This window comes from Microbulbifer maximicatervae (SeqCode) (assembly GCF_052467615.1).
The window spans coordinates 1,739,797-1,758,417 of record NZ_CP174319.1 but is presented as its reverse complement, the minus strand read 5'-3'; the positions used below and the strand labels follow the sequence as shown (position 1 = coordinate 1,758,417).

The 18,621-nt window shown below is 40.7% G+C and carries 15 protein-coding genes; 5 read left to right on the top strand and 10 right to left on the bottom strand.

Features of this window, described 5'->3' with window-relative positions; genetic code table 11:
* Nucleotides 1-139: 139 nt before the first annotated feature.
* Together ACJJIM_RS07980 and ACJJIM_RS07975 are read right to left on the bottom strand one after the other, a co-directional pair.
* Entirely contained in the window at nucleotides 140-1,006 is an 867-nt protein-coding gene (locus ACJJIM_RS07980; protein ID WP_444912916.1) for a hypothetical protein, read from the bottom strand.
* A gap of 219 nt (nucleotides 1,007-1,225) precedes the next feature.
* Nucleotides 1,226-1,483 carry a hypothetical protein gene (locus tag ACJJIM_RS07975; protein ID WP_444912915.1) on the bottom strand — a complete coding sequence of 86 codons (258 nt, stop codon included), beginning with the start codon at nucleotides 1,481-1,483 and terminating at the stop codon, nucleotides 1,226-1,228.
* A gap of 739 nt (nucleotides 1,484-2,222) precedes the next feature.
* On the opposite strand from ACJJIM_RS07975, the gene csrA reads away from it, so the two are divergent.
* From csrA to ACJJIM_RS07960, 3 genes are all read left to right on the top strand, one after another.
* Nucleotides 2,223-2,393: a carbon storage regulator CsrA gene (csrA, locus tag ACJJIM_RS07970; RefSeq protein WP_444912914.1), complete on the top strand. Its 171-nt coding sequence runs from the start codon at nucleotides 2,223-2,225 to the stop codon at nucleotides 2,391-2,393.
* Between the two features lie 1,287 nt (nucleotides 2,394-3,680).
* Nucleotides 3,681-6,278: a hypothetical protein gene (locus ACJJIM_RS07965; RefSeq protein WP_444912913.1), complete on the top strand. Its 2,598-nt coding sequence runs from the start codon at nucleotides 3,681-3,683 to the stop codon at nucleotides 6,276-6,278.
* Nucleotides 6,279-6,280: 2 nt separating this feature from the next.
* The gene (locus tag ACJJIM_RS07960; protein WP_444912912.1) at nucleotides 6,281-8,122 is read left to right on the top strand and encodes a DUF2357 domain-containing protein; all 1,842 of its coding nucleotides are present in this window, start codon (nucleotides 6,281-6,283) and stop codon (nucleotides 8,120-8,122) included.
* Between the two features lie 863 nt (nucleotides 8,123-8,985).
* On the opposite strand, the gene ACJJIM_RS07955 is transcribed toward ACJJIM_RS07960, so the two are convergent.
* The 7 genes from ACJJIM_RS07955 to ACJJIM_RS07925 form a co-directional block, all read right to left on the bottom strand.
* Nucleotides 8,986-9,492 carry a hypothetical protein gene (locus tag ACJJIM_RS07955; RefSeq protein WP_444912911.1) on the bottom strand — a complete coding sequence of 169 codons (507 nt, stop codon included), beginning with the start codon at nucleotides 9,490-9,492 and terminating at the stop codon, nucleotides 8,986-8,988.
* Nucleotides 9,493-9,549: 57 nt separating this feature from the next.
* The gene (locus ACJJIM_RS07950; protein ID WP_444912910.1) at nucleotides 9,550-9,807 is read right to left on the bottom strand and encodes a hypothetical protein; all 258 of its coding nucleotides are present in this window, start codon (nucleotides 9,805-9,807) and stop codon (nucleotides 9,550-9,552) included.
* A gap of 971 nt (nucleotides 9,808-10,778) precedes the next feature.
* Nucleotides 10,779-11,375, bottom strand: a complete 597-nt coding sequence (locus ACJJIM_RS07945) for a hypothetical protein (RefSeq protein WP_444912909.1) — start codon at nucleotides 11,373-11,375, stop codon at nucleotides 10,779-10,781.
* A gap of 907 nt (nucleotides 11,376-12,282) precedes the next feature.
* The gene (locus ACJJIM_RS07940) at nucleotides 12,283-12,777 is read right to left on the bottom strand and encodes a hypothetical protein (RefSeq protein WP_444912908.1); all 495 of its coding nucleotides are present in this window, start codon (nucleotides 12,775-12,777) and stop codon (nucleotides 12,283-12,285) included.
* A 677-nt stretch (nucleotides 12,778-13,454) separates the two neighbouring features.
* Nucleotides 13,455-13,664 carry a hypothetical protein gene (locus tag ACJJIM_RS07935; protein WP_444912907.1) on the bottom strand — a complete coding sequence of 70 codons (210 nt, stop codon included), beginning with the start codon at nucleotides 13,662-13,664 and terminating at the stop codon, nucleotides 13,455-13,457.
* Nucleotides 13,665-13,684: 20 nt separating this feature from the next.
* The gene (locus ACJJIM_RS07930) at nucleotides 13,685-14,098 is read right to left on the bottom strand and encodes a hypothetical protein (protein ID WP_444912906.1); all 414 of its coding nucleotides are present in this window, start codon (nucleotides 14,096-14,098) and stop codon (nucleotides 13,685-13,687) included.
* Nucleotides 14,099-14,712: 614 nt separating this feature from the next.
* On the bottom strand, nucleotides 14,713-14,955 hold the full coding sequence (locus ACJJIM_RS07925; RefSeq protein ID WP_282953295.1) for a hypothetical protein: 243 nt from the start codon (nucleotides 14,953-14,955) through the stop codon (nucleotides 14,713-14,715).
* Nucleotides 14,956-15,912: 957 nt separating this feature from the next.
* Between ACJJIM_RS07925 and ACJJIM_RS07920 the strand changes: the two genes are divergently transcribed.
* Complete coding sequence (locus ACJJIM_RS07920; RefSeq protein ID WP_444912905.1) at nucleotides 15,913-16,794, top strand: SDR family oxidoreductase; 882 nt, start codon at nucleotides 15,913-15,915, stop codon at nucleotides 16,792-16,794.
* Here ACJJIM_RS07920 and ACJJIM_RS07915 read toward each other — a convergent pair.
* Nucleotides 16,789-17,694 (bottom strand): LysR family transcriptional regulator, encoded by a 906-nt coding sequence (locus tag ACJJIM_RS07915; protein ID WP_444912904.1) that lies wholly within the window; start codon nucleotides 17,692-17,694, stop codon nucleotides 16,789-16,791. The two genes, ACJJIM_RS07920 and ACJJIM_RS07915, sit on opposite strands and share 6 nt — an antisense overlap.
* Before the next feature lie 101 nt (nucleotides 17,695-17,795).
* Here ACJJIM_RS07915 and ACJJIM_RS07910 point away from each other — a divergent pair, with 101 nt between their 5' ends.
* Entirely contained in the window at nucleotides 17,796-18,230 is a 435-nt protein-coding gene (locus ACJJIM_RS07910) for a PACE efflux transporter (protein ID WP_444912903.1), read from the top strand.
* Nucleotides 18,231-18,621: the final 391 nt, after the last annotated feature.

Sequence of the window (18,621 nt, the reverse complement as noted above, 5' to 3'; positions counted from 1 at the left end):
GCAGTCAAAAAGTGAAGGGAATCTCATCCAAGCATTATCCCAAAAGAGGTTTTGGGGTTCACTGGGTAAGCCCACAACAAATACAACTTGACCCAATATTGCTGACAGCACAAAGCATCTTAGACAGAGAGGCTAATTCCTACTTCGACCTGAGTCTACGGTCAACCACCTTATTGAGTTTAGTAAAATAAAAACACGGATCATTTAACAATTCATAATTACTGAACTTGTTTTTTGGCGCATCATCAAATCGCAATTCGGGCATTTTTTCACTGAAGTTCCGAAGACCAGATTTCGACAATGCTTTAATTTCTTCTGCAATCGAACCAGTTAATATAATCTCAACACTATTCAATATACAGTTTGTAATTTCTTTGAATAACCCGAAAGCGCCAGAATCATAATCATCAGTTGTAGCTCTAAAAGAAAAAACTAATTCATGCTCTGATGAAATTGCAGCACGAACGTAATACTTGATTAGGTCGCCTTCCTGGCAACTTAAATCTTGCACAGCATAGGCAACCCATTGAATATCATTCGTGTTAGGTAACTTAAAGGTTTGCCAGAACAGCGGAAAAAGATAAAGCCATTCCTGAAACACAGACCCAGTACCAGGGGAGTAATAGGCTCTAATATCACTATCAACCCAACACTCATAATCACTGGCTTTCAGCAAATTTAAGCCATTGCCTATCCTTTTAAGTGAGACGGAAAATTCCATCCCGCCTACATCAGGATTAATTAATGGTGGCCCATAATACTTATACCTCTCCTCTGCAAGCAGTATTCCCCATGCATTGTTACGAATTTCATTAAAATTATCTAAGGAGTAGATATTCTCACTGAAAGCCAATGGCAAACCAGCACTTGGCGCTTCACCACTAATTTTTGAGGCGTTGCTTAAGGGCTTTAAAAAAGTAAGCTTGATACCGGAAAGATTACATCTTACCGATACCGACTTTCTTAAATTAGGCCCTTTAGGGCTTTGTGTAATACCAAATAGCATCAATATTTACAAGCTGTTTTCAAATTAGCTATATAGGTTAGCACGAAATGCCTATATTGATCCAAAATGTCTGAACCAGCTTACCCTCCAGAGCGAAATATATGAGTGGAGAATCCACACGCCCCTCCATCCTTCTAGTCAGTTGCAGACTCTTTTCAGGCAGTACATGTTCAATTATTGAGTGAATACATCAAAACAAGAAACACAATAACTTGGCTTCTATTTCCCACAAATCTTAATCTGTCTTCTTTTACCAACTATTTCAATGTAGTCGTCATATTTTGGATACACAGAGTAGTCAGGCCCCTTATCTTCATACATCTGCTTAAGCTTTTTGCCCAAATTTTCAGCCTGAACTACAATTTCACCAGCATTGTTTCGAGTTTCTGCATCTTCAGACTCTAATTCTTTATATGTTTTTTGTAACTCGATTTCATTCAGGCGTATCAAGTTTAAGATATCGGCTATATCAAGCATAATAATACCTTCTGTGAACATTCTGCTAGGTTATCAAGCAACATACAAAATTTGGTAACAGGCATACCCTAATTTGATCAAATCGTGCAATTAAAACGCTAAAATCTCTTGCACCAGTTGCCCTTTGTGATAACCAACTCTTAGGGATTTTGATGTAATCAAGCAGTTTGACTAAAGAAGAAAGTCACAAAACACTGGCTACATAATAGAAATTTGATAGCTCTTAAACGAACACATAGAAAAATATCGGCGCCAAAATTATCTTATTGAAATTTATTAGGTTTTTCTAAGTATCAATTCTGCGTAGAATTAACTGATTACTGTCAGAATTTATGACTGTGGGTAGGCAAATTCTGTAAGACCTCCCCCTAAAAAAAGACCCAGGAATTTTCTAAAAAGAGCCACCTCTTCAACAGGAGAACGGCAGCGTGAAGTAAGAACAGAGAAAAGGCGCTGACCCAAGGTGCTGCAACACCAGGGGCCAGCTAACCAAATTGATAAGAGTCCTATCAAGATGGCTGTATGCATACTACGCTAGAAACCCGCTCGTCTTCAATAAAGTGGAGCACAATCAGCAGCTTGGAGCGACTCCCCAAGCTCTGGGAGCCTAGCGCCCGCCTTTTCCTATTCTGCGCCCATCGCCCCCGCGCCCCACCCCACTCTTCCACCAAGTATCACTTACCAAGCTTCCCCACCAAGGAATGCCCACCCACAGCTTGAGTATCGCCAGGAAACAAACATGTTGATCCTAAAGCGCCGAACAGGCGAGAATCTAAGAATTGGAACGAATGTCTCGATCACAGTGCTGGAAGTGAAGGGAAATCAAGTAAAGATAGGCATCCGCGCCCCCAAATCCCTTCCCGTTCATCGTGAAGAGATCTATGTGCGCACAAAAAAGTACAAAAAATAGGCAGCGGAAGGTCTTAAGGGCAAATTCTCCAAGGAAGGAGATTATATCTAAAGGAAACCTTCCTCAACCTTAGTATTAGTCGATCCTTATCAGACAGATTGTATCAATATCGCTCCATACAGCCGCCAAATAAAGACACATTTTAGCCACCGATTACATTGGGTTTATTAGCATTGATGTATAGACTTTCTTACTTTTAAACCCCGGGAGTTAATGTCTGGCTCACATAAAAATAACTGGATATACGGTGATCCCCAAGCTTGTAAAACACCTTTAGCACCTTTAAGGCCCTCAAGACTAAGCGCCTCTTTCTTTGCCACATTTCACTATTCTGTACTACTACAACAGTTCCAATCTGCAAAACATCACTTGCCACACTTCCTATCCAAAAAATATCCACACACGGCTTGTGTATCAGCAGAGAGCAAATAGGTTGGCCATAAAGCAACAAAACGATGAGACCCTAAAAATTGAAACGATCGCCTCAATCATAGTGCTGGAAATGAAAATCGATGAAAGGCATCCAGAATAGTTTTTCCGAAGAAAGATACACACCGGATCTCTATCCAGGTGGCTCATGCGGAGGTAAATCTTTTCCAAAATAGAAATGATCACGTTTTACGAAGCCCATCTAAATATGAGAAAAACCAAGAGTTGCAACGGGAATACCAGAAATAAAACTCATTAAAAAAACCGCATAGATACATAACTAAAGATATTCCACAGCTACCTACTACATTCAATTACTAGAAATCCGAAATAAAAGAACATTCTAAGATAACTACGGTATAGGCACAGATATTCAATTCCAGCATGCAGAGGTACTCTCACTACACCTCCCCCGCGCACAACACTTTCTCCTTCCGACCAAGTAGTGAAAAAATTTAAGCTACTATACAAATCGAATACTATAGGTGCAATACTTTATCGTTTATGCTTATGCTTGACCTTGGTGCTGAGAGGCTATGAGAGCCCAAATAGAAGTAAGTACAACCATTCCTCCCTAAAATACTTCAAACAATCACTTGAGCAAATTAAATAGAAGCAAACTAACATCAAAGCCACTTTCTTAGCGCCAACTATTATCCTAATCAAAAGTAGCTTAATCACAAAAAATTGCTTAAAAATGGATCAACTGCAACCGAGAGAAGCCAGCTTCAGTTCCGTATTGCGCGAGGCATACCGCTTAGAGGAGCACTCATATTATAGCCGCCAGCGTATATCTACCAGAAGTCGAATTTACCTAAGTTTATAACTTGATCATCCACCTCTTAGGATGATAAAACTATGGACTATAATTTCTATGCGAGCATGACGATGAGTCATAGTTACACCATCATTGCGATAAACAGCAAGCAATACAACAATCTTACTTCTGGTGAAGTCGAGATACTATTTTACTATGAGCAAGACTCAAGCATTCCTCTACCGCCTCCTAGAAATATTTTTGAGAGCCAATACTGCTGGATAATCAATGGATATGATGAGCATATTCATAACAAATTTTCATCAAATGAACCCTTTATCATCAAAGATGTTCAGCCTACAAGATACAACAAACAAACGCATACAATAAGAAACGATTATCATGATTGGGCTGGCAAAGGCAGCAATGTACAGCGACTAAATAACGAATTCATACCTATAATTGAAGCAAGCCTGCCAAATGTAGATACTGGTGAATTTAACCCATCATTTTCAGAGATACACCGTGGCAATTATTTTATTGAAGAACGAGGAAATATTTATGGGCCATTTGAAGTAACGCTGGATACAAATGAAAATGGAGAAGTTCGCTATAAAGCTTGCCCACTAAATGCAGTCGCTCTTGGCTCAAAAAATTATCATATTACATGCAGCAAACTTTCAGACCTTCGTGACAAGAATCTAATATGTGAGACGACTACAGCCACTGGCTCGGCACTTAAGTACGTTGTCAGCCTGAAGAAATTCGGCATGCTCGCCAAAGAACACTGGGATGAAATCGACTATATCCCAATGAATCACATCTTCAAAAAATGCATATCCCCATTAAAGGTTAAGAATAAGGCTCTCATTAAACGGAGCCAAATAAATGAACTCCAAAAAGGCATTGAATACTTCTTGGATCATCGGGGAAGCCATCTAGAAGACCCTGCACGTGTCGAGCGTGCAAAAAAATTACTGATCGAAATGCAGGAAAGTGATCCATGGGAGTCATTGCTAGAAGAATACTTGGAAACAGACTCAGGAAAAAAAGCAGTCCAAAAGTGGGGTAATGGAAAGCCTAATGTTATTTCCGCACAGGAAGTATCTGACAAGACAGATGAGCTAGATGCTATTGAGAAGAAAATAACCGAACATCTATCAAAGGAGACTACCATAAAGGCCAGCATCCAGGAGCAAGAAGCTATTCTGCAAAATGTAAACAAACGTGTCGAGGAGGAACTAGCCAAAGGCAAGGCCGAATACAATCAGGAAATTGAAAACCTGATCAAAGAAAAAGATAATGAAGAGATAAACATACAGAAACTCAAAGCTCAAGGGCGAGAATTAGTTGAAAAATATAAACATTTTGATTCGATCAGCAAACTGGAAGCAGAGGAAAAAAGGTTAAGGGAGCAATGCTTCGAGTTGGAAAGAGACGCAGACCTACATAAAAGAACGGTCACGAAACAGCGAGAAATATTAAGCAAACCTGAAAACCTTGCTGAATCGCTAATTGAGGTTCATACCATTATGGATAGCTTAGGCTATACTCAATTCAATGGGCGAAACTTAGGCACTCACAAAAAAGAAATCTACTCTCCTGCTCCATCTGCAAGCTTCACAACTCACCCAAAAGTTGGTGACTTCATAACAACTATCACCCATAAAATTAATCTCCTTAGCAGTAGAGAACTGTCAGAAGTCGAAGTTGCAAATATACTAATCTGCAGCCAACAAAACCTAATGGTGATCTTTCAAGGTAGACCCGGCGTCGGCAAGACATCCACCACGATTAATTTAGCACAAAGCCTTGGAATAAAGGAAGGTGCAACAAACTCTGGAAATGGCGATTTTCTGAATGTTCCAGTGGCACGAGGCTGGTCAGGGAGCCGGGACCTCATAGGCTATTACAACTCTCTCCGAGGTGAATTCCAAGAATCTAAAACTGGCGTTTATCAATTTCTGAAAAATGGTGATCTTGATGAGGCAAAAAATGTCCGGATGATTTTGCTCGATGAAGCCAACCTTTCACCGATTGAACATTACTGGTCTGACTTCATCGGCCTGTGCGATAAAGAAGGTGCTGATAGACCCATTAATACGGGTGCGTCCAGTGGTGAAAATCGATATATTTACCCAGTAAAAAAGGGCAACTTACGTTTTTTCGCAACTATTAATAATGATGCAACTGTGGAACCGATTTCCAGCCGTCTATTGGATCGGGCCCCAGTAATTACCATGGATATCAATGACGATCGAGAAGTAGAGGGAGAGTCAATAGAAATCAATGGCGCAGTCACAAATGAATTGTTAGAAAAATATTTTGGTCGCAAAGAAAATCTAGACAACAATTTGTTAAGTCAGTCAATCGCATTAATTGAAACATTTATGAGCAAGGGGACTGATAAAGCATCCCAGCTTCGTGAGTGTTTATACTTAGATGGCCGGCGCCGAAACAATATTGAACAATATCTGAGCGCTGCAATTGAGGCACTTGATAATGAAACTACCGCCCAAGATTTTGCAGTCAGTCAATTTTTATTGCCTCATTTAAACTGTGAAGGCAGTACGGTAGAGGAAGCATTAAAAGCAATGCTTATCTATGCTGAGCAAAACAACTGGAAACGCTCCCAGGAAATTCTTGAACGAATAATTCGTGATGGCGACTCTTACCTAAATCACTATAGCTTTCTATAACTATGGAATTGTTGCTTAAAAACTTAAAACCCCGCAAGAATAGCTGGGAAGAATATCTTCTTTTACCTGCAAATGAGGAAGCGGCATTCACTGAAAAAACTGTATTTGAAACAGATCAAATTGAATTCGAACTAAAGTGCCCCCCAAATATTATTAAAGCAAAGCTATTCATTGGAGATGCCGAAATCAGTGGGGCTCTGGATAACTATAGTGATGTGACAAGTATTTTCAAGTTTACTCCTCGCCGCAATAGGCGATATGGCTATGACGCCCTATTTTTACACTATTGCGGAATAGCCAACATGAATGTGCTAATAACTTCTAGTGAGGGCATAGAATCAAGAATCTTGTTTGAATCTATTAACGTATGCGGCAGAAAGATAACTGCTCAAAGAATAGAAAAAATACTTAACTATCTATCAAATAACATTACTCAAGAGCTACTTAATGTTTTCTCGCCTACTCAGTTCAGAGCAAATCTAGCTAATAACGGCGTTAGCATTGCGGATCGAATTCAACGGCTAGAAAATACCCTAGAAGAAGTAGACGAGATAATCCGCGTGATTATGCATCGCCCTATAAAAGCGCTCCGCCCTACTCAAAGAACTTTAAAGAATCCTATGCCAGAATCATTGCAAGGAAATGATATCGAATGGGTTTTAGAGAATGCAGGTCAATCTGTAGAGGCTGATTGCCCTGAAAATGCTATTTTTCACTCTCAATTTCGCTGGCTGACAATGGAGGAGGTTGAAAACTCAACTCCATTGGAGAGCACAAACATCCAAGAAAACCAATTAATCCGTTTTTTCCTCATAACGCTTCGATCCAATGCTTCAGAAATACTTTCGAAGTGCAAGCTAGATGTTGATTCGAAGTATTCCTTTGATTTAGTAGCCGAAGATGGCGCCACTTATAGAAATTTTTATAGTATAGCTAATAAATTTTTCAATCGTATCGGTTCTAGTTATTCTAAAAGAGCTGAGAAATGCTTCCTACACTGTGGGTACCTTATTAGACAATTTGATAAACGAGTACCTACACAACCGATCAAACCAAAAACCCTCAATCCTACACAAAAAATGCGATCCAATAAGCCTTACATGGCTATGGTTAGAGCTATGCATGACTGGCTAGTAAAGTGTGAAATTCTATGGCTTGATAAAATTATTTTCAGTTCGATAAATTCCACATGGAAGTTATTTGAATACTATACAGTACTCACAGTAAACAACTGGCTTACTTCGTTCGGAATAAATGAGAGCAAAGCTTTATTTTATGGCTACTATGGGGATAACTTTGTCAAACTACTTTACGAACCTTCATGGCCAACAATTGATAGAGCCAAACCAGATGACAGAATTGCTATTGCTGACCGATATACAAGACAAAGACGGACCCCCGACATTATTTTAGATATTCAGAACAAAATTGGGCAACGAAATATACTGATCTTAGATGCAAAATGTAGACAGGAAAGAGATGTATGGGAAGATCTGAAAAGTTGTCAGTTGAAATATATCCATGCTGTGCGTGAGCGTGATGGTCGGTGCCCAGTGAAAGGATTGGTGCTACTATACCCGAGGTCATCAGAACAGCATAGCCTTGATTTTCAAGACTATTATCTGGAACCTTTTGGGCTCAATGATTTGTACTCAGCAGAACCTTATATGGGAATACAGAGAATCGATATTTCTTCCGATGGGAGTGAAAATGGTTTACATCGATTATTGGAATCACTTCTAGATAAGATATCATTAGAGAATTTTAATTTAGCAAGGAATAACCTAGACATAAGCATAGTTAAGAGGCCCTCAACATTAGAAAAGGCTGTAGTATCCACTTAACTATCTAACCTTGTAAACTACTCTGTAACTTAAACTAGATGGACTATAACTATAGTGACGGGGGCATCTTATAACTCCATATTCTTAGAGTATGAAATATAGGGATTCCGATAACAATATTGGACGCCTACCAACTAAGGTGGCGAGCAGAGAAGCAAAATCCAAATGAGAGAATTTGCAATTGGTCTATTAAAATGATTTACATTCAACAGGCTCTAGCGACATACCACCTCAGAAAGCCTAGCCCCCCTTCCCTATTCTGCACCACTACAGCCACTCCCCATCCGAAAAGCATTGCTTGCCGAACGTACCAACAAGGGTCACCCACCCACATCTTGAATAGCACTAGAAAGTTAATAGGTTGACCATAAAGCACCAAACCAGCGAAAGCCTTCAAACTAGAACAAATGTCCCAGCTGATGTACTCGAAGCGAAAAGCAATCAAGAAAAGATGTGTGCTCGCGCCCCCAAATCCTGCTCGACCCGTCGTAAAGAGACCTATATTTATATCGAAAAATTAGGTGAAGAAAAGCGTTGAGAGCAGATTCTCTTAGAAAAGAGGCTCCATAGCGACACTATTGTTAGTTAGCCATCTTCGAGGTCGAGAACGGCATACTTATAAAACCCTCTCCACAACTACAACAAATCACCTCCCGACAGAAGATAAATGGCAACGTAAATTAGAGCGAACAAGCGGCATACCTAAAATCGACGCCACACCAATTGTGAAGTTCACGCAGAGCTCACTTTTACTTTCTACCAATGCTCGCGTGAATAACCAGGTTTGGCCCATAACGACTTTGCCCTCAAAAAGACTAATCATCCTTTCGTCGAGAAAATACTCCTTAAGATTATCAATCAACTTACTCTGGATAAAGCTCATCAATTTTGTACCAACGTTCATCGCCATTAGATTGCAGTTGTATTTTTGCAATCGGCTTCCTAATATCTACTACCATTCCTATACTTGTCATGTCTCCAGCTTCTAAACTACTCCTAAACCCAGCTGCCCTCTTGGCCCTATCCAAGGCAACCTTTTTCTGATGATTCTCTTCCATTTCTCTAATTCTAGCTTTTTCTTTCAATTCCTCTGCCATTTTTTGTTTTCTAGCAGAAGCCATTGCTTTCTGCCATCTTTCAAAGTCCTCCTTCCTATTAGCCATATATGATTCATTATCAATTACCTTAACCCAAAAAATATTATCAACTTTATAATATCCAAACTGGAATATTACATGCTGACCATTGACTTCACATGCTTCATAGAAAGGCTTTCTAATTGAAGATGCTTGATAGCGGCTCCTGAAAAACTTATAATACTTCTTATACGGCAACCTATATCTTTTATCTACATATTCAACTGCGGTCACATCGATACCACCATGCTTTTTGCATAGATGTTTGAACGCCTTCTTGCTATCTTTCTCCTAGTGAAAATAGGGTCTAGGATGTACATCCCAAAACCCTTGCTTGGTATAATATTGAATATTTACACTATAAGTAACGTAATTATCCCTCACATCTAACGAAACGCCATCAACATTAGACAACCATTTGTCAAGATCTGAAAAAAGAGAAACACCTGCATTAAATTTTCGATCAATTTCAAATAAATTTTCGGCAGCAAAATTTTGTGACGCACACAACATTAAAACCAGAATTACAAAACTTCCTTTGTATTTCATATTTACATTATCCCTTATATACATTCAGTCATTAAGTTACTACTAAAAAACCATCCTGGACACCCGCTAAATAGATTGACTAGGATGGCAGCAGAAGACAGACACGGAAATCAACATTTAAAATATAAAAAAACATATAAATTCAACAAGCTATACTGGAATTCCAACTCAGAAGACTAGCACCCTCCCTATTCAGCACCACTATGGGCGCTCCTCACCTGCGGAGCATCACTCTTAAAGCTCCTACAAGAAGGGAGACCCGTAAAATAGAACCCTCGTCCAATAAACATCATCTTTTTAACCATCATCAGCAAGGAATACTCTCCCACGTCATTGGCATCAGCAGAAAACAAACACGCTCGTCCTAAAGCACCAAATACATGAGAGCCCACTTATTTGGGCACATATTCTGGTAAAACCACTGGAAGTGAAAGGTGATCGAGTAAAGATAGGTATCCATTCCCGGACTCCCTTGCCACTACAATGAAAAAATCTACGTGGATCTCAAAATAGAAAAAATTAAAGAATAGAGGGCTTTGAAAATAGATTCTTAATAGGAGGAGAATCTCCCATCCTAGCATCCAGCTTTTGCTCATAGTAATCGCGCCCATAAGGACACAACAACTCTAAGATAGATACGTCGCTATTTCAAAGCTATCTTAACATGTATAAGAAAGGTTCCCTCGCTCTTCTATAAGTCAAAAATCGACTCTAACTGGGACGATCAGCTGAGTTCTATACATTGCTAGCGTTAATACAATCTGCTTAGACTAACGTATATCAGTTACCTCCTCCCTTTAATCCTCAAAACCCAATGAACAAAATAGACCATCAGAGGATTCATAATTTACTCAGGGGTGTACTCACTATTCTCACCCTTCTTCTCATCTTGCCTATTGGACTCTCCGGCAGCGCTCTGGAAAAAGGCCATTCAGACAATATAAAAACAGATTGGTGTCCCTTTCCTTCCATTAGATATTTAATGCCTTTCGTGTACGATCTTTCAGAGATTCCCCGAACTGAATGGCATTAACTGACTTGGCTTGTGGCCAGTAAGTAATTTCTATAGAGCTTTCCTTATCAGCGACCTTTTCGACCCTAAAATCAATTACTGTAATCACACCGTTATGCATACGAGTATCCCTCATGTGATAATACATAGATGGCATAATATCGTAGTGATATTCAAAATTTTGCATCTTTGTACTTGCCAAGCTACCGAATTCTTGCTGGATTTCACTGGTTGATTGGTATTCAAATTCTCTTTTAATTTTCATGAACACCACGTCCACATTCACAGGCACGGTAAATGCGATTTTATGATTAGTAGGCTTATTGGCAGATGTATTCACCGCAGTATTGTCGGTAGTGCTTGTCTGCTCCATCTGGAATTCCTGTGCAGCTTGTTGCTGGCGAGTATTTCCATCGTGATTGATGGGGTCGCCAGTAACCGGATTATTCCAGCAGGTAAGACATTTACCGTCTGATGAGTAGATATGCTGATTAGACGCACATCCGCTCACGATAGAAACCAGGGCCAAAGAGAAAATAAGTGTTGGTAGCTTCATGAATGTTCCCCTAATGAGAGTGTTTATTTAAAAGTTACTATGAGATTCCAAGCTAGCAACCGAGCATACCGACTCCCTGTATTAACATCGAGCAAGGAGATACTTGTACACGGAAGTCTTGGAAGGATCTGTTTAGTATTGGATTATCCCGCTCTCTGTATAGAAACCAAGAAAAAATAGCTGTGGGGTTGGTCCCTTTCTAACGCTAGTACCTAAATTAAACTTTCCTTTAAAAGAGACACTGTTGCGTTTAACATTGATCAGTCGTTTTCGACGAACCCTGTTCCAGTCTAACGTTCTTAGTGACCAAATCCTTTCTGATATCATGTTCAATTTCTACGGTCCTCCCTGAATATAGATATTGATGGTTCTTTAGGTCGTTATTATGGAGCATAATACCCGGTGCGTCCGCCAGTAAATCATTATTTAAAAACCAATTTTAGAAACTCTTAAAATAAAGCACCGTGCAATATTGTTGTGGCCTAGTAAGCAAAATAACACAAAACTGTAAAAGCTTTGTGAATTCAACCACTTGTAGTGATTCCTCAAACTATAGGAACTTAGTGCCTGTGCCATTCACACTCTACTCCGTTCTACCTGTAACTTCTGAAGCAGGGAATGCCCAGCCACAACCTTAAGTATTGGCACTAAAAAATTATGATCTTAGAGCTTCCTAAAGGTGAGAGCATTAAAATCGGTACAAATGTCTCTGTTGCATTACTGGACGTAACCGGCAACCATGTAAAGCGTGGTATCTACAATACCCAAATCTCACCTCATTCACAGGGAGAAGATCTTCGTGTATTTTGATAGGAAAAGATGACTGGGGCCCTGCCACCATAGGGCCTATTAATCTTGAGAATCGCGGGGTCCCTTAATTAATAGAATGAGCCCCTCAAGAGTTAGGCTAAGCGATTTTCAAACCGCACGCCAGTAAGATCATTTTATTGAACAGACTTTTTAAGGGTATCTGCACAAAAAGCACAGGTAAAATTATTAAAAGCTGTTTTGAAAATAGCCTTTGTACCAACTTCCTCATGAGAAAAACAATGGACTTTGATTCCATTTCTATTCCGTTTCTTACTTCCCGCTTACTTTCTTCCTCTTTGGCATGAACCACTAGGTGAGGGATATACGCAAAGTAACGACCTTTTGGAGTAGCAAAAGGTAAGAACTCACCAATTTTTTCCAAAAGGTTATTTAATACCTCTCTGGATTTTTCATTCATTACTAAAACACAATCTGTCCACACAAAAATATCAGGATATGGGTCAATATCTGACTCATCATCCATATCTTCAAACCAAGCTGTAAAATTGCCCCATTTGTCAGTAATTGGAGTGATGGAATCTCCCAGGTCAGTAAGTAGTTCGCTTCCCAGCTTACCCCACGCACCCATCATGCTTCCCTGCCAAGGAATGCCCACCTACGGCTTGAGTATCAGCATGAAATAAATATATTGATCCTAGGGCATCGAACCGGCGAAAACTACGGATAGGCACCTAGGTCTCACTTACAGTGCTGAAAGTGAAAGGCAATCAAATAAAGATAGGCACCCACTCCCTCAATTCCCTCCCCGCCCACTGAGAAGAGATCTATATTTGCTCCAAAGTGAACAAAAATTAGACAGCTGAGTGCTCAGAACAAGTTCCCCAAGCACATTTTTTGGACACACAGCGAAAGCTAATCACACCACTATATTTCTACTTCCTGAAGTGATTTTCTGCATTAAGAAATCTCCTGAACGTATACGCCATTACAGCAATGTATAGGGCAATTACTATTGCCATGGCGGAAACATCATAGACATTTATCACCCAGCTTTCTGGGTGTTGATCTCCTTGCACCAATAGCGTAGTAGTTATAAATGACACTAACAGCAGCAGTATAAATACAGCAGTTATCAATAGAAGCTTGCATGCCAGGAGTATAAATCTCTTCATAAAATAAAAACCTGGTTAGGCAATTGAGGGCAGATGCAACCTGTACCTATATTTGTTTAAATAATTATCTCAATACGTCCTCCCTACATAAGGGAGGCCTTAACTACTTTAACCTTTTTACTTTATGTCCTGACCTTTAGACTGAGGTTAAACTGGGGCCCTTATTCTCCCACTCGTCAATCATTCTTTCGGTCAGCGCCCTCAAACGTCCCATGTACAGAATATCTTCTTGAAGCTCTTCAGCTTCTTCATCATCACATTCGTTAATATCAACATCACACAATTTTTCTTCGTAGTAAGCAAGGGCCTCTCGTATGTAGTTCAAATCTTTGTAGCTGTAATACATCACTTAACTCTCATATATTTTTATAAGGCGGCAAGCTTTTCAAAATACTCAGAAACAGGCATATCGATTTTCGCTTCAATCGAGTAGTGGGTATTGCCTTCTGCATCGGGAAACATATCTATTACAATAAACAATCCTGGTTCCAATCTCGCATCTTTGTTAATTATCCACCAAGCATCCTTTCCCTCTCTAAATGGAACTTTGTTACTGATGCCATCAAAAAGTGATACCCCACCCGATTTAGCCAAAATATACGGCTCTGAAGAGCCTGGCATCCGATAGGTTACGATATCGTTTCGTTTGGGCCTCTCTTCGCCCGCTCTCTTGTTTTTCACCATCATTGGCCGATGGTCCTCACGAGACCTAACCTTATCGATCTGCGGATTATCAAGCTTTCCTTTCCTAAGCACCACATCCACATCAAATCTCTTCATATAGACTTGATTGGCAAGTTTGTGGATTTTGCGTGCCCTAGGCATCATCCCGTGTAAAGCCCAAAACGTTTAGATTTGTTTACTCACTCCATAAGTTTCAATCCGATGTTGGTAAGCGATATTACTTCAATACTTAACGACGAGCCATAGCCAGCCGCAAACCCGATCCCCTTTGCCATTTGAGCCATAGCGAATCCAATTAGTTAACTCAGTAGCTTGAAGCGACTCCCCAACTTCCCAGTACCTAATTCCCGTCTTTTACTGATCCACGTCCACAACCCCAAACCGACAAAAATCTACAAGCTGGGACATACGTCTTAGCAATAGTGCTAGAAGTGATAGGAAATTAAGTAAAGATAGGCATCCACGCCCCCAGGTGAGAGATCTATGTCTATATCTAAAGCGAACGAAAATTAGGCTATAGGGGTTGTCCAGGTCAGGCTTCCCAAGGAAGAAGGCCCTACCCCTCTCTGTATAAGTTAAACTTTATTTGGCAACGAGATACATATCTCCACGCCCTGCTCCAGCCTTTTCTTGAGTAAACTGTACAAAATGTACATAAAGTAAGTTGTTCCAAAAAGGCCCGAAGAGCCGTAGCATATTACTTGTGTTTGTTAGGCACCGGGCTCACCAGAAAGAAGGAAGTATGCTGTGTAGGCTAATCCAGCTACTAACAACCAAAATGAAATACTGACAATCACCACCAGAAACCCAATTGGCTCTCTCCCCTTCTTTGTGAAAGGTTTACAAATTAGATTGCCAGGGAAATGGAACATGACCTCGACAATGATTGTAAATATAGTCTCAACAATAAATCGACCGAGAAATCTAAATACACCGCCTATTACTTCTTCCACTAATTCTCTCTCCGAACTCAGGATTTTTGACGCCTAAAGCACTTACAGCAAAATCAAATCGAAGCAACGGTTTTTACACCGTATGCCTTTTCGTTTTAAATGTGAGCTCAATCCGAACCTCCTGAGTCAGAAAATTCGTTGCTACAATTGGATTCTACTAGGGATGAATCACTTCTATTCATAGAAATCACAACAGAATCAATTTCTTTCCTGGCCTCGATTGAGCTAAGACTTACGCCAGATTCTGTACAATATTTATCAAACTGCTTTTTATCTGACCACATGTATATTGCGTACATTTGATACTTAGTCAGTTTGGGATAGTGGTTTTGAACACTATTAGCCACCTCAAAGGCTAAATACTTTCTCTTATTCCCCCAATCATTTGATAATTTACGCCTTAAATCCCTTTTGAAGATCCGTATGGCCTTGCGTTTACTTGACAATTTTAAAAACCACACGATCGGGTACCTTTACCGATTAATTCAAAAGCTACATCTGTATATCATGCTTCTCTCTAATTCTAAAGCTCATATATCCTACAACACAAAAAAATACAGAGAGTCAAGAAACCACCTTTAACTGATAAGTATGTCAAATAAAGATATAGAGCAACCTTCTATATTTTTGTACTTTCTTTGCTCTGTATATTTTTAGAAATGCTTTATGAGTCAATGAGGTTACCCACAAGTAACGAGCCGGCAAAAACCTAAAAATTGTTACGAATTCCTCACTCCCAGTGTTTAAGTAACTGGAAAATAAGTTAAGTTATGCCTCCCGCCCATAATCCCTTGTCATCTATCGAGGAGACATCTACGTGCGCATCAAACATGAACAAAAAGTAGGACTAGAGAACCTTGCTGTAGTATCTGTTTGATAGATGGTACATAACTGTAAGAGTTTCTATCTCTTGGGCAAAGTATGGGCTACCTCATTCATTGCTTTAAAGGTTGAACCATGCAGAAAACTATTACGATTATTGGCGCCACAGGCCATTTAGGTCGTCAGGTAGCACGAAAACTGGATCATAAAGGTGTAAAGGTAACTGCGATCGTGAGGGACGTAATTAGTGCTCGCACTATCCTCCCAGAGAGTATCCAGCTTGTCGAAGCAGATGTCTCGGATAAAGAGAGCCTGGTGTCTGCACTAGTTGGTACCAAAACACTTTATATCACCCTGAATACCACGTCACTCGACCCGACTTTACCCTTTCATAGTGAGCGTGAAGGTGTGATTAATATCGTGGAGGCTGCAAAGGTCAATGGTGTGCAACACATCATGCAGATTGCTGGTATTGATTATCTCCACCCAGAGTTTGCGGACAAGGGACTTGAGTACAAGACCAATGTAATCCGTAAGCCAGGGATAGAGGCCATTAAAAGTTCGGGCATTGATTTCACTTTCTTCTTCTGTTCATTCTTCCTGGATTCTTTCCCCACATTCATCGAGAACGGCCAATTTTCTATCATCGGCGATCATGTCCACCCTATCTACTACACCAATACAACAGATCTGGCAGAGATGATCGGTAATGCTATCGGGAATGAGATGGCCTACAACCAGAGTTTTTCAGTTCAGGGTACTAAGGGGATGTCTTTACCAGAGGCGGCCAGAACGTTTGTAGAGGCATATTCTCCGGGAACAGAAATTGCCGTTCACCCTATCGCGGCCATTGCAGAAATGGGACTGCCCGAGGAGCAGGCAGTATTTATGGAACATATGCTGACTTACGTAGAACAGCTAAAGGAGCAACCAGTGAGTCAAAAAACTTGGCAGGTGTTAGGTAAGCCAGATACAACCATCACAGATTTTGCCCGAGATCTGTCAAACGCTTCATAGCGACTGATCCTTGTTCAGTATTGCGTCCTCTGTGCTCAGCCGCTCCATCAAGTCAGTGGCTGCAGGACCCAGTGGACGCTTACTGGACCAGATAATATCTACACCGTGTGACAGCTCTTTCTCCTGCTCAAATACCAGAGGGAGCTGTATCAGTTTTTTCGCCGCTATCCCCTTCGCAACCACGTGTAGTGGCAATACTGCCCAGCCCAAATTAGCGTCGACAAGGTCAAGTGCATCATCGAGACGTGACACACTCCACACGTCGGGAGACACCAGCCAGCGAGTTTGGCTGGATATCTCAAACTCCTGCAATAAGATTTGTCGGTATTGTTTCAGGTCTTCCCAGGTTACTTCAGTAAGTTGTGCTATCGGGTGCTCAGCACAGGCGACGCCAGTGAGCTTCAGATGGCCCAGGGCTCTGAAATCGCACCCAGTGGGCACATCTTCTTGCTGCGTGATAATCCCGAGTTGGGCAACATCCCGTTCGACCCAGGTCTGTACATCCTGAACATTTCCCGCTCTGAGCGTAATTTGAACATTTGGATATTTGGTCTCAAACTCTTGAAAGAGTCCACCCAGGTTTTTAATCCGCACATGCTGGGCAATAGCTAACGTCAACCGGGCCTCGACATCCAGAGACAACCCCTGTGCGATCGCCATCAAACGCTCGCGTTGCTCGATAAGATTCCGTGCGCGTTCCAGCAGTGACTCACCAGCGTCCGTCAATCGCGGGTATCGTTGACTTCGATCAAATAGATTGACTCCCAAGTCAACCTCCAGATTCGATACCAGTGAGCTGATTACCGACTGTGCCTTTCCACATTTACGTGCAGCCGCTGAGAACGAGCCAGCCTGCTCGGTTGCTACAAATGCTTCCAGTTGCTCAATAGAAACTGCCACGCGCCCAACCTATCTGTTTAAGGTATAGTATCTAACTTATCCCACCTAAAATAACTATATATCATTCAGGCATATTTTCTCAACCAGAGTGAGTATGGCTGATGACTAAATCATTGAAGAATCGTTTATTCCATGCGGTTTCCTACGAGTTTTTTCTGCTGCTGACAGGTGGCTTACTGGTGGTGCCAGTGTTTGATCTGGAGGTGCACCAATCGCTAGTACTTGCGGCTGGACTATCATTGTTTGCGCTGGTCTGGAATATGGTTTTCAATCACGCCTTTGACTGGTACTTATTGAATATACGTAAAAACCCGGAGAAGACATTTATCGTTAGAGCCACGCATGCGTTATTGTTTGAAGGGGGTATGTTGGTACTGACGTTGCCAGTAATCGCCTGGAGCTTTAATCTGACTATCCTAGAAGCATTTATGCTTGAGATAGTCCTGGTGATTTATATCGTGATATATACCTATGTATTCAACTATTGCTTCGATAAGCTGCATAGCTCGTTTCAAGTTACTGAACACAAACGTTAAAGGTCTTCTCTACTTTCTATTTTAGATGAAATGCAGGACCAGTTAAGATACACATCGCCGGAATCACCCGATGGGGGCAGAGATACATGCTTTTACTATGTGCTTAGCTCAATACCGATACATCTTAAATTTGTTAGCAGTTCTTTATATTGATCGGACTTGGAAGATAAGTATTGTAACTTACGATGCCTTTTAACTTCCCAATTACCAATGACAGAGTCAATTTTTGTACCGGATGCCGATGGTTCAGCATCGAAACCAAACTCAAATCCACAGCTAAATATTTGAAAATAACCAATACCACCCTCTAACTAAGCAGGAGCCCCCCAACTCAAGGCTACCACATATTGGATAATGCCAAGATCCATTAACTCTTTAACAAACTTTCTGG